The 12,684-nt window shown below is 67.5% G+C and carries 10 protein-coding genes and 1 pseudogene; 5 read left to right on the forward strand and 6 right to left on the reverse strand.

The features are described from left to right. Window positions 1-159: 159 nt before the first annotated feature. From flgA to BMY06_RS09355, 3 genes are all read left to right on the forward strand, one after another. Window positions 160-1,461 (forward strand): flagellar basal body P-ring formation chaperone FlgA, encoded by a 1,302-nt coding sequence (gene flgA, locus BMY06_RS09345; RefSeq protein WP_065065613.1) that lies wholly within the window; start codon window positions 160-162, stop codon window positions 1,459-1,461. A gap of 148 nt (window positions 1,462-1,609) precedes the next feature. Further along, a complete protein-coding gene (flgM, locus tag BMY06_RS09350) occupies window positions 1,610-1,969 on the forward strand; it encodes a flagellar biosynthesis anti-sigma factor FlgM (protein ID WP_065065612.1) in 360 nt (119 codons plus the stop codon). A gap of 42 nt (window positions 1,970-2,011) precedes the next feature. Continuing rightward, window positions 2,012-2,458, forward strand: coding sequence for a flagella synthesis protein FlgN (locus BMY06_RS09355; RefSeq protein ID WP_065065611.1), 447 nt, complete (start codon window positions 2,012-2,014; stop codon window positions 2,456-2,458). A 232-nt stretch (window positions 2,459-2,690) separates the two neighbouring features. Here BMY06_RS09355 and BMY06_RS09360 read toward each other — a convergent pair whose 3' ends face one another. The 3 genes and pseudogenes from BMY06_RS09360 to flhF form a co-directional block, all read right to left on the reverse strand. Then, window positions 2,691-3,422, reverse strand: coding sequence for an RNA polymerase sigma factor FliA (locus BMY06_RS09360; RefSeq protein WP_065065662.1), 732 nt, complete (start codon window positions 3,420-3,422; stop codon window positions 2,691-2,693). A 390-nt stretch (window positions 3,423-3,812) separates the two neighbouring features. Then, a pseudogene (locus BMY06_RS09365) lies at window positions 3,813-4,595 on the reverse strand (MinD/ParA family ATP-binding protein); the annotation flags it as partial. Then, complete coding sequence (gene flhF, locus BMY06_RS09370) at window positions 4,588-6,648, reverse strand: flagellar biosynthesis GTPase FlhF (protein ID WP_074982801.1); 2,061 nt, start codon at window positions 6,646-6,648, stop codon at window positions 4,588-4,590. The gene flhF and the pseudogene BMY06_RS09365, both read right to left, overlap by 8 nt. Window positions 6,649-7,057: 409 nt before the next feature. Between flhF and BMY06_RS09375 the strand changes: the two genes are divergently transcribed. Together BMY06_RS09375 and BMY06_RS09380 are read left to right on the forward strand one after the other, a co-directional pair. Beyond that, window positions 7,058-7,300, forward strand: coding sequence for a type II toxin-antitoxin system Phd/YefM family antitoxin (locus BMY06_RS09375; RefSeq protein ID WP_074982803.1), 243 nt, complete (start codon window positions 7,058-7,060; stop codon window positions 7,298-7,300). After that, complete coding sequence (locus BMY06_RS09380) at window positions 7,287-7,577, forward strand: type II toxin-antitoxin system RelE family toxin (protein ID WP_065065608.1); 291 nt, start codon at window positions 7,287-7,289, stop codon at window positions 7,575-7,577. The genes BMY06_RS09375 and BMY06_RS09380 overlap by 14 nt, the downstream gene beginning before the upstream one ends. A 75-nt stretch (window positions 7,578-7,652) precedes the next feature. Here BMY06_RS09380 and flhA read toward each other — a convergent pair whose 3' ends face one another. From flhA to BMY06_RS09395, 3 genes are all read right to left on the reverse strand, one after another. Beyond that, window positions 7,653-9,752 (reverse strand): flagellar biosynthesis protein FlhA, encoded by a 2,100-nt coding sequence (gene flhA / locus BMY06_RS09385; protein ID WP_065065607.1) that lies wholly within the window; start codon window positions 9,750-9,752, stop codon window positions 7,653-7,655. Continuing rightward, entirely contained in the window at window positions 9,749-11,035 is a 1,287-nt protein-coding gene (gene flhB, locus BMY06_RS09390) for a flagellar biosynthesis protein FlhB (protein ID WP_065065661.1), read from the reverse strand. The genes flhA and flhB overlap by 4 nt, the downstream gene beginning before the upstream one ends. A gap of 316 nt (window positions 11,036-11,351) precedes the next feature. Continuing rightward, complete coding sequence (locus BMY06_RS09395) at window positions 11,352-12,671, reverse strand: DUF3443 domain-containing protein (RefSeq protein ID WP_237181297.1); 1,320 nt, start codon at window positions 12,669-12,671, stop codon at window positions 11,352-11,354. Window positions 12,672-12,684: the final 13 nt, after the last annotated feature.

Below are 12,684 nucleotides of genomic sequence, written 5' to 3' on the forward strand. Positions count from 1 at the left end.
CGGCCGCGCAGGCCTTTTCGCATGGAGAGGAATAGTAGGCGGGCGACGCAAGAACCAATCGGACGAATAGCCGGTAAAGCCCCCCTCTATTCGACGTTAGCGAGCGGGGGCCGACGCCTAGAATGCGATGCGTGTCAATGCAATAGAGGGAGAACGACGATGCCGCAGACTGCCAACCCGAACGCGCGACGCGCGACGGCGCACCGGCTCGCGGCCGTCACGGCGGCATGGTTCGGCGTGCTGGGCTTCGTTTCGGCGGCGCAGGCGCAAAGCGATGCGTCGGGCGCGTCCAGCCAGCAGATCTACATCGCGGGCCCCGGCGACCGCGCCGGTTCGGACGCCGCGAAGATGACCGCGATGCTCGCGCAGCCCGCGAAGGCCGCCGATCCCGCCGCCAACGCGAAGGCGTACGCCGATCGCGCGGCGCTGCTCACGCACACCAACGCAGAATCGCGCGCCGAAGCCGAGACGCAACAGCCCGGCATGATCACGATCCCCGGCGCGGGCGAGCGCGGCAACGCCGCCGCCCAGAACGACGCGCCCAGCATCGTGACCATCGGCGCGCCCGGCGCCGCGAGCACGCCGCAACGCGCCATCGCACCCGTGACGGTGCAGGCCGCGCCGCGTGTCGTGCAGCCGAATGTGCCGGCGGTGGCCAATGCCGCCCGGATCAATGCCACGAATGCCGGCGCGAACGCGAACGGCGCGATCATGCGCGCGAGCTACGCGCCGCGCGCCGCCATCAACGCGAATGTGAGCGTGAACGCCAATGCCGCCAACGCCGCGTCGATGAACGCCGCCGCGCAGGCGCAGGCCCAGGCCGCCGCGGTGCCGCCGGGTCAGGAAGACGGCGAACGAATCCGCGCCACCGCTCTCGCCTTCCTCCAGCAGCAGTCGGCGGGCTTGCCGGGCAAGGTCAGCATCACGGTCGCGCAGGTCTTCCCGCGCGGCCTCGCGGCCTGCGCCGCGCTCGAACCGTTCATGCCGCCGGGCGCGCGCATGTGGGGCCGCACGACCGTGGGCGTGCGCTGCGTGGGCGCGAAGCCGTGGACGCTCTACGTGATCGGCCGCATCGCGATCAACGTGACCTACTACGTGGCCGCGCGTCAGATCAACGCAGGCGAGGCGCTTTCCGCCGCCGACTACCTGCCGCGCGACGGCGACCTCGCGAGCCTGCCGCAGACCATCATCACCGATCCGCAACAGGCCAACGGCGCGGTCGCGCTCATGCGCATCACGCAAGGCCTGCCGCTGCGCTCCGACATGCTGCGCAGCGCTTCGTCGGTGGTCATCGGCCAGACGGTCAAGGTGGTCGCCGTGGGCCCGAATTTCACGATTTCCTCCGAAGGCAGCGTGCTCAACAATGCCGCGCCCGGACAGATGGTGCGCGTGCGCACGCCCAACGGGCAGATCATCAGCGGCGTCGTGAAGGACGCCTCGACGGTGGAGATCCAGATTTAGGGTCGAAATAACGGCCGGGACGGCGCAAAACGGGGCTGCGCGCCATGTGCGCCAGCACACGTAACAGCATGTAACGCCGGGACTTTTTCCGCTAAAGTTCGCGCCGCGCCCGCCGTTATCAAGGGCATACGGATCAGGAAGCCCCATCGTGAACATCGACACCTCCAATCGCAACGAAGCGCGCCCGCTGCAAGACAGCCTGGCGCGTACCGGCCAAGGCGATACCGCGAGCGCCATCGGCGCCGGCAGCACGGCGTCTCCCGCCGCGTCCGCCAGCACCGCGTCGACGGGCAGCACTCCCGGAGACGCCAACGTGAGCCTTTCCTCGCTTTCCTCGACGCTGCGTTCCGCGCCGTCGAGCGATAGTGCCGACATCGACATGGATCACGTCCAGTCGATCAAGGACGCTATCAAGAACGGCACGCTGCAGATCGACACCGGCAAGATCGCCGATGGGATCCTCGACACGGCGCGCGGTCTGATCAAGCAGCCGGCAACGGGCAACTGATCGCCTTCGCCGGCCCGCAATCCGCTTTGACTGGTGGTACCGATGAAAGACGACCTGCTCGCCACACTGATCGACGAACACGCCGCTGTTGAGGCTTTCGCGTCGCTGCTCGCCTTCGAAGAGAAGGCGCTCACCTCGGCCGACGGCATGGATTCGCTGCCGCAGATCGTCGAGCAGAAGTCGACGCTCACGCAGCGTCTGGCCGGGCTCGAAAAGGTGCGCGACGCGCAGCTGGCCGGTCTCGGTCTGCCGGGCGGGCGCAAGGGCATCGAACTGGCCTGCGACGGCGACACGCGTCTCACGGGTCAATGGGCGCTGCTCAAGGGTTCGACCGAGCGCGCGCGACGCCAGAATCTCACCATCGGCATGATGATCCGCACGCGCATGGAACATAACCGCCGTGCGCTGGCGATCCTGCGCGGCGAGACCAATACCGGCGCGACGATGCTGTACGGTCCCGATGGCCGTTTGCCTGCGTTCGGGTTGTAAAGCGGGTTGTGAAGCGGGCTGTGAGCCGGGATTAAAGCGCGCCGCACAACGCCGCGCAGCGATAGAAAAAGCCGAAGCGGATTGCTTCGGCTTTTTTGTTTTGGCGCGCGCTCCGTGCGCTTTTGTGCATCGCTTCGCGCGCGTCGCGAACGCCATCGGCGCAGTCGAGCGCCCATAAAAAAACCGGAGCGCTTGCACACTCCGGCTCTTCTCGCCCCGAACCCGCCGCCGCTTAATTCTCGGTGCCGGCCCAGGACATCTCGCGCAGACGCGTACGCAGACGCGCCACCGCCTGGCTGTGCAACTGGCACACGCGCGACTCGCTCACTTCCATCACCGCGCCGATCTCGCGCAGGTTCATGCCGCGCTCGTAGTAGAGCGACATGAGCAGCTTCTCGCGCTCGGGCAGGCGTTCGATCGCTTCGACGAGCGCGCCGCGCAGGCTGTCGTCGAGCAGCGCCGAGAGCGGATCCGAGTGATCGACGCAATAGCGGTCGAGGAACGGCTCGTCCTCGGCGGAACGGTCGAAGTCTTCGTAGTAGATCAGCTGGCTGCCATGCAGGTCCTGCAGCATCGACTGATACTCGTCGAGCGGCATGCTCAGATGGTCGGCGATCTCGGTTTCGCTCGCCGAGCGTCCGAGCCGCTGCTCCACCTGATGCACGGCGCTCTCCACCTCGCGCGAGGTGCGACGCAGGCTGCGCGGCAGCCAGTCGTTGCTGCGCAGCTCGTCGAGCATCGCCCCACGGATGCGCTGGCTCGCGTAGGTCTCGAACTGCGCGCCCTGGTCTTCCTTGTAGCGGTTGGCCGCATCCATCAGACCGATCATGCCGGCCTGGATGAGGTCGTCCAGATCCACGCTCGCAGGCATTTTCGCCACGAGCTGCAGACCCAGACGCCTGACCAGCGGCGCGTATTTCGCGAGGACATCGGCCTGCGAAATTTTTCCTTGAGCGTTATACATCATGCTCTCCTGCTTCTCTTTTCCCTTGCTGCGCCTGTCGTCCGCCGCACGTCATGCGTGCTGCGGCGCGGGGCGCTGCACGGGCGGGTCCGCCCGCCATCCGGCGTGGGCCGGCGCGGGCGCGGATGGGACGCCTGTGACGGTCGAAACGAATGATTCGGTTTGTGCTGCATGTGCTGCGTGCGCCGAGACGGCGGCGGCGGCCACGCCGGCAGGCGCGGTCTCGACGATCGGCGCGCGCGGCACGTTGGCGTGGCTCGCGGCCGCGGCGTTCATCTGCCCGGCCGAAGCCACTGCGGCCGCGCTCGCGCGCGCCGCCTTGACTTCGGCATCCGACGACGCCACCGCTTCGGCGAAATCCGCCGCATTGGACGAGCGCGCGGACAGCGCCGGGCGCATCGGCCAATGCGGCAGTTCGGCGGCCACATGGCGGAAATCCCGCGCGGCGGCCGTCGAAGGGAAGGCGTCGACGATGCAGCGCGACAGTTGCACCGCACGCGGCATGTGCGGGTCGGCGGCCACGCACCCGGCGTTCTCGAGCGAGACCGTCAGGTAGCGGCTGGCGACGCCCGCGAGGTTGTCGAACGCGGCGTGCGCGTCGGTCGCGCTCGCCACGTGGTTCGCGAGCACGCGGAACTGGCCGATCGCGTGCGCGAAATGCAGCCGTTTCATGCACGCGTAGGCGTCGGTGATCGCCTGCGCGGCGACGCGCATGACGATCAGCACGTCGTGCGCGTGCATCGCGAGCGGCGACAGTGCGCCGTCGGCGTCGAGCTGGGCGTCGATGAGGACGATGTCAGCCGGGCCGGTCAGCACCTTGTTCAGTTGCGCGCTGGTGTACTGCGAGCGATGCTCGCGCGAGACGGCCAGCACGCGAAAGCCGAGCGCGTGACGCCCCGCGGCTTCGTCGAGCCCCATCTCGCCGCGCATCACCGCCGCGAAGTTGCCCGCGCCGCGAATGCCGCCGAGCAGCGCGCTCACCGAGCGCGGCCCGAGACATTCGTCGATGACGAGCACGTCCTTGCCATGGCCGGTCAGCGCCGCCGCCAGATTGATCACGGCGGTCGTGCGTCCCGGCGCGCCGGGGCCGCCTGTCACCGCGATCACGCGCGAGCCTTCTCGCGCAAGCAGACGCCGCAGGCCTTCGGCCTGATCGATCACGAACTTATCCAAACCGGACCTCGGGTGCTTGCGCGTTCGAACGATTCGACAGCGCGGAGAGCAATGCAGGAATGTCGTCCTCGTGCGGCACGAACGGCGAGCGGTCGCGCGGCACGCAGAACGCGCTGCGAATCAGGAAGCGGCGCGTGGCCACGTACAGGTTCTCGGGCACCTTCTGGCCGGTCGAGACGTAGTGCACCGGCAGCTTGTAGCGCAGGACCGTGTCGAGCGTGCTGCCGAGGTTGGTCGCCTCGTCGAGCTTGGTGAGGATGCAGCCGGTGAGCGGCGAGTTGTCCGGACCGCTCTGGTAGGCCTGCACGACTTCGTTGAGCGTGTCGCCGTGGTTGGTCGCCGAGAGCAGCAGAAGGCGCCGCACCGGACGGCCCGCGCCGCAGAGCATGGCGATCTGGTCGGCCACGGCGCGGTCGCGCTGGCTCATGCCGATCGTGTCGATCAGCACGATGTGCTTGTTCTTGAGTTCGGTGAGCGCGAGTTGCAGATCCGCGCCGTCGCGCACCGCGTGCACGGACACACCGAGGATCTTGCCGAAGATGCGCAGTTGCTCGTGGCCGCCGATCCGGTAGCTGTCGGTCGTGAGCAGCGCAACCTTGCTCGCGCCGAAGCGCATCACGCAGCGCGCGGCGAGCTTGGCCGTGGTCGTGGTCTTGCCGACGCCCGTCGGGCCCATCAGCGCGAACACGCCGCCGCGCTCCATCAGCGCTTCTTCGTCTTCCAGCACGGGAAGATTCGATTCGAGCACCGACTGGAGCCATTCCATGCCGGCTTCCTCGGTCTCCACGTCCGGCAGGCGCTCGATCATCATCTTGACGAGCTGCGCCGAAAAACCGGCCGCGAAAAGCTGTTTGGTGAGCGCGCCCTGCACCGGGCTGCGGCGCTGGCGCTCGCCCCACAGCAGACCGGCGAACTGCTCTTCCATCATGCCGCGCATGGAGGCCAGTTCGTTCATCACCGTTTCGTTGACCACCTGCTCGATGCGCGCGCGAATCGCTTCGCTGACGGTCGCCGCCGTGGCGGACGACTTCGCGCCGTCTTCGTCGGGCGCGGGACCGGCGGCGTCGGCGCTCTGGCCGATGCTGCGGGCCGCGCGGCGCGCCGCGACGTGGGCGGCCTTGAGCGCCCAGTCGGGCTGCGTGGCGTCGACGTCGGCGGGATGCACGGGATCGGCGGTCGTGCCGAAGCCGCGCGCCATCGCGGCGGCGGGCGTGAGGCCCGGCGTGCGCGTGTCCTGGCCGTTCTGCTGGCTGGCGATGCGACGCGCGTGGTCGATCAGCCAGGGATTCGTTTCGGCCATCGTGCGCGGCGCGCCCGACTCCTGGAACGACTGCGGGAACGACTGCGACACCGCCTGTTCGAGCAGCGACGCGGCGTCGCGCGCCGACGTCTGGCTCGCAGCGGGCGCGGCCTTCAGCGTGCCGAAGGGCTGCGTGGTCTGCTGCGACTGCATGGCTTGCGCGGTCGGCGGCATCGTCGATTGCTGGGCGTGCTGGCCGGCGGCCGCACGCGACGCGGCGAACGGCTGCGCCGGGACTTCGGGCGCGTCGTTCGGAGCGGTCCTGGCTTGGATCGATTGCGCGAGCGAGACGCCTGCGTCGTCGCCGTTATCGGCGTCGGCGTGCTCGTCGGCGGCGGCTGCGGCAGCGGGGTCCGCGCCGACTTCCGGGCTCGCGCCGAACACCGACGAGAACACGTCCGGCACGCCGCTCGCGTAGGGATTGCCCGACACAGGCGTCGACGACGCAGCCGCAGGCAGCGCGAGACGCGCCGGCTTCTGCGCGAACGCGCCGCCGTTCTGCGACGGCGCACCGCCTTGCGACGACGAACCACCAAAGGGCAAACCGCCGAACGCCGCACCGAGGGCCGCTGCACCCGCCGCACCTTCCGCGGGCGCGATCGCCGCGAGGTCGCTGTCGGCGAGCGCGACGATCTCGACGCTGCCGTCGTCGAGCGTGCGGTTCGACAGCACGACGGCGTCCGCACCCAGCGCCTCGCGCACGAGGCGCAAAGCGTCGCGGCTATTGCCACCGATGAATTTGCGAATGTTCAAGCTATGCCCCTGATTGAGGTGAGCGGCCTGGCGCCGCCGGTCGATTGCACTGGATCACTGCGAGCCGCGCGTCGCGCATGCCCTTCTCCGATGTTGGAATTATTTCGAAGGTGAGCCTTCTACGATCGGTGGATCAGGACGGGGAAATGTGGGTAATTCGGGGGATGGGCCGCGGGCGCGGCGCACGGCGGGGTGCGCGGTGCATCGGACGACGGCGGTCGAGGGGGCGAGCGCGGCGTCGAGCGCGCGCCGAACGTGGCGAGAAGCTTGCCGACTCGCAGCGGGGGCGTCGCCGCACGGATGGATCGACCAAATAAGCGACTAACCATTTGACCTATAATCTGGTCGATTGATCGGCGTCACTGGGCGCCGGGAGCATTTTATTCGCCGCGCTTCAGGAGTCCGTACGATGGAAAGCATTCTGGCAAGAGCCTCGATAGGTATCAGCGAACTGAAGATGAATCCCATGGCTGCAATCGAGAAAGCCGACGGCCCCGTCGCCATCCTCAACCGCAACAAGCCGGTGGCCTACCTGATCCCCGCGAGCGAGTGGGAAGCCATCTGCGACCGGCTCGAAGACATCGAGCTGGCCGAACTCGTCCGCTCACGCAGCGGCGACGAAATCGTGAGCGTCAAGCTTGACGATCTATGACCTGAAGTTCTTCAAGTCCGCGCTCAAGGAATGGCAGCATCTCGACGCCACCGTGCGCGAGCAGTTCCGCAAGAAACTGGCGGAGCGTCTGCGCGCGCCGCACGTTGAATCGGCGCGTCTCGCCGGGCTGCCGGATTGCTACAAGATCAAGCTCGTGGCCTCGGGCTACCGGCTCGTGTATCGCGTGATAGAGGGCGAACTCGTCGTGCTCGTGATTGCCGTCGGCAGGCGTGAAGCGCGCGAGGCGTACCGCAAGGCGCATACGCGTCTGCGCTGAACCGCAGCCATGACGCAAAAAAGCCCGCCAGAAACCTCCCGGCGGGCTTTCCAGAAATTCACTGCAAACTCACCCTCAGTTCGTCCCCACCACGTTCACCACGCGCACGTTGCGCGTATCGGGCACCTCGGCATACGAGAGCACCTTGAGCTGCGGCAAGCTGCGGCGCAGGAAGCGCGAGAGCATCGGACGCAGCGCATGCTGCACCAGCAGCACCGGCGACAAGCCCATCGCCTGCTGACGCTGCATCGCCGCTTCGGTCTGCGTAAGCAGCGTGTGCGCGAGGCCCGGTTCCAGGCCCGGATTCGGGCCCGAGGTCAGCGTCTGCGAGAGCACGCGCTCCAGATTCGCATCGAGCCCCATCACCTGCATGTCGCCGCTGCCCGGGAACCACTGCTGCGTGATCGCGCGGCCCAGCGAGATGCGCACCGCCGCCGTGAGATCGTGCGCGTCGGTCAAGCGCGGCGTGTGCTCGGAAAGCGATTCCATGATCGTGCGCATGTCGCGGATCGGCACGCCTTCTTCCAGCAGATTCTGCAGCACTTTCTGCAGCGTCGTGATCGACAGCACCTTCGGCACGAGGTCGTCCACGAGCGACGGCGTGTCTTTCTGCACGCGTTCGAGCAGCGACTGCACTTCGCGGCGGCCGAGCAGTTCGGCGGCATGCGTCACCACGAGGTGGTTCAGGTGAGTCGCCACCACGGTGCTCGAATCGACCACCGTGTAGCCGAACACCTGCGCCTGTTCGCGCATGTTCGAATCGATCCAGATGGCGGGCAGCCCGAACGCCGGATCGGTGGTCGGCATGCCCGGCAGCACCGCGCTCACCTGACCCGGATTGATCGCGAGCCACTGGCCCGGGAACGCCTCACCGGTGCCCACTTCCACGCCCTTGAGCGCGATGCGGTAAGCGTTCGGACGCAGTTCCAGGTTGTCGCGAATATGAATGACCGGCGGCAGGAAACCGATTTCCTGCGCGAACTTCTTGCGGATGCTCTTGATGCGCTTGAGCAGTTCGCCGTCGGTGTTCTTGTCGACGAGCGGAATGATGCGATAGCCCACTTCGAGACCGAGCGTATCGATGAGCGTGACGTCGTCCCAGCTCGCCTCGGTGTTCTCGACCGGCGCGACGGCGGCCGGCGCGATATCCGCGAGCACGCTGCTCGCCTTCTTCGCCTCGGCGGCCTTCTTCATCACGCGGCCAAGCTGGATCGCGCCGCCGCCCAGCAGCAAGAACGCGAAGTGCGGCATGCCCGGAATCAGGCCCATCATCAGGATGATCGAACCCGTGATCAACAGCACGCGCGGATTCGTGAAGAGCTGGCCGGTCAGCTGCGTGCCGATGTCTTCGTTGGTCGCCACGCGCGAGACGATCACGCCGGCGGCCGTCGAGATCACGAGCGACGGGATCTGCGCGACGAGACCGTCACCGATCGTCAGCAGCGTGTAGGTCTCGCCCGCCGCCGCGAACGGCATGCCGTGCTGCACCACGCCGACGATCAGGCCGCCGATGATGTTGATCGCCATGATCAGCAGACCGGCGATCGCATCGCCGCGCACGAACTTGCTCGCACCGTCCATCGAGCCGTAGAACTCGGCTTCCTGGGCGATTTCCGTACGGCGCTTGCGGGCGGCTTCTTCGTTGATGAGACCGGCGTTCAGATCGGCGTCGATCGCCATCTGCTTGCCGGGCATCGCGTCGAGCGTGAAGCGCGCCGACACTTCCGCGATACGGCCCGCGCCCTTCGTGATCACCATGAAGTTGATCACCATCAGGATCACGAACACCACGATACCCACGGCGAAGTTGCCGCCGACGAGGAAGTGGCCGAACGACTCGATCACCTGACCGGCCGCGCCGGGGCCGGTGTGGCCTTCGAGCAGCACGACGCGCGTGGACGCCACGTTCAGCGACAGGCGCAGCAGCGTGGAGAACAGCAGCACGCTCGGGAACGCCGCGAAATCGAGCGGCTTCATGGTGTACATGCTGACGAGCAGCACCATCACCGAAAGCGCGATATTGAAGGTGAACAGCAGATCCAGCAGGAACGGCGGCAACGGCAGGATCATCATGCCGAGGATCATGCAGATCAGGATCGGCCCTGCCAGCGCGCGCAGATTCGTGCTTTGCAGCACCTCCGGGCGCCGCGACAGGAAACCGGTGCGGGCGTTCATTCTGTTGCTCCTTCATTGCCGCCGCGCGCGGTGTCGGCGCGGCCTGCGGGGTTCGATGCGGTGGTGTTGGCGTTGCGCGCGGCGTCGGCGGCTGCGCGATCCTCGGGCGAGAGCGCGTCGTCGGCCTCTTCGGCGGCGTCGTCGTCGCTCACGGCGCCCTTGTCGAGGTCGGCCGGCACGTCGAGATCGGTCGGCGCCATCGGCACGTCGCCGCCGTGTTCGCGGAAGCGTTTGAGCTGATAGACCCACGCGAGCACCTGCGCGACCGCGCCGTAGAGCGGGCCGGGAATCTCGCGGTTCAGATCGACGTTGTAATAGAGCGCGCGCGCCAGCGGCGGCGCTTCGAGCAGCGGCACATTGTGCTCGGTGGCCAGGTCGCGGATGCGCGCGGCCACGAGGTTAACGCCCTTGGCGATGACCTTCGGGGCGCGCATTTCGCCGTCGGTGTACTGGATCGCGACCGCGAAGTGCGTCGGGTTGGTCACCACCACGTCGGCCTTCGGAATCTGCGCCATCATGCGGCGGCGCGCCATCGCGCGCTGCTGCTGGCGAATGCGGCCCTTCACGTGCGGATCGCCTTCGTTCTCGCGATGCTCGCGCTTCACTTCTTCCTTCGTCATGCGCAGCTTGCGGTGATACGACCAGAGCTGATACGGCACGTCGAGGGCGGCCACCACGAACATACCCGCGACGGTCGTGCCGCAGCACACGGCGATCAGGTGAAACGCATCGGCGAACGCGCGCGGCGCGGGCTGCATCGCGAGGCCGAGAATCTCGTCGCGGCGATTCCAGACGGCCGAGCCGCCGATCGCGCCGACCATGATCGTCTTCACCATCGACATGCCGAGCTGGATCGGACCGTTGATCGAGAAGATGCGGCCGAGACCCGAAATCGGGTTCAGCCGGTCGAACTTCAATTCGAGCGACTTGGTGGAAAAGAGCCAGCCGCCGAGCGCCATCGGCGCGAGCAGCGCGGCCGCGCCCGTGAGCGCGAGCACCGGGAACAGCGCCATCAAGCCCTCGCGCGAGGCCACGCCGGCGCCCGTGAGCATGCGTTTGGTTTCGAAAGCGCTGTCGTGGTTGAACGTCAGCGCGCCGCGCAGCATCGCCTGCAAATGCTCGCCGATCGTGCCCGACAGCAGCCAGATGCCGAAGAATCCCGCCGACAGCAACGCGAACGTGGAAAGCTCCCGCGAACGCGCAACCTGCCCCTCCTCACGCGCCTTTTCGAGGCGCTTGGGAGTGGCTGATTCGGTTTTTTCGAGGTCGCTGTCCTCTGCCACGGATGCTCCGGTCGGCGCCGCGCGCGGTCCGCCACCCCAACGGTGACGGCGCACAGCCTTTTTCAGTGAGAGCGATTATTGCCGCGCGGAGCAAGCGGCGATTGGCGGAGTAAGGCGGTGAAACCGGGGTATTTCGCCGGATGGGCGGCCGGAACCGGCGCGGGAAGGCGCGCGGGCGGGTTTAGCGCGGGTTTGACGCGGGCGTGGTGGGTCGTCGCAATAATGAGGGAATGAACGGAATCGCCTCACGCCGCGTGGGGGCGGCGCGAGGCATTCGGGCGTTCAGGCATTCAGGGCGCTCAGGCGTTCAGAGCGCTCAGAACGCAAAGTAAGGCGTTTGCGTGCCGCCGGTGGCGGTCTGGTCGTATCCGTAATAGACGTAGCGGCCGTAGAAGAACGGCAGACCGAGGTCGAGGTTCGCGTTCGAGCCGAACTCGCCCGCGAGATCGTTCGCGACGAAATTGCTGCCGCTGCCGAGCAGGACCTGGGCGCTCACCACGTTGAAGTTCACGGTCGCCGACTTGTTGTTGAGATCGGTCAGCGTCGCCGAGAGCGCGAGCGGCGTGGACGGGCAATAGAAGGTGCCGAGATTGCCGCCGCACTGCGCGATCGAGCTGTCGTTGAAGAACAGGCCGTTCGAACCCGAATCGAGGAACGCCGCGAGCGAGCGCCCCTTGTAGTTGCCGACGACATCGCCCCACTGGTCGGTCGCGAAGCTCTGGCTGGCGCTCATCGTGTTGTTCGACTGCGTGCCGATGCCGAACACCAGCGTGCCGGTCGCGCTGGCCTGGCCCGTCTGCGACACGGGGGCCATCTGCAGGATCACGCCGTTGTTGTCGGTCGCGAAGTGCGCGACGGGATTGGCGACCTGCGCGCTGGTCGCGACCGCGACGGTGCTGCAATTGGTGCCGCCCGGGCAACTGTAGTAGCTGCTGCTGTTGCTGATGTTGGTCGCGCAGCGCGAGCCGCAATCCCACGGCGCCACGCCGATGCCGATCAGCCCGTTCGCGCCCAGATCCTGCGTCGAGTTCTGCGAACTGCCGTAGCTCGCGCAGGCTTGCGGCACGCTGCTCGTGCTGAGGTCGCCGATCACCTGGATCGCAATGTTGCTGGCTTTTTCGCCGCCGATCGTCACGTCGGCGTTGCGCACCGTGCCCCACGTGTAGCCGTCGGCGAACGCCGTGCACTCGGCGAGCGTGCCGCCCGAGGACGCGGTCGTGAGCGGCAGCGCGCTCGTCATCGTGTTGTTGAGCGCGGAAGCGGCGATGCGCAGCCCGTACGACGCCGTATCGACCTGAACGTTGTTGATGGTCTGGCAGGTGCTCGTGCCGGCCGCGCACACCGTCACGCTGATGGTGGGAATGTTCGGCATGTTGCCGGTGATGCCGGCATTGACCGTGACGCCCACGGTATTGGCGGCGCCGACGGCGATGGGCTGCTGCGTGGGGCCGGCGGGCAGTTGCGAGGTGTTGCCGGCGCTGCTGCTGCTCGAGTTGCTGTCCGATCCGCCGCCGCCGCCGCAGGCCGCGAGGTCCGCCGCGAGCGCGAAACACGCGGCCAGCAACGCGCCGCGGACGATGACGGGACTTTCGCGCAGGGCGCGTCCGACTGCCTTGGAGATGCCGATGGTGTACACGCGTCGTCTCCCG

Source organism: Paraburkholderia tropica (assembly GCF_900109265.1).
Taxonomy (GTDB): Bacteria; Pseudomonadota; Gammaproteobacteria; order Burkholderiales; family Burkholderiaceae; genus Paraburkholderia; species Paraburkholderia tropica.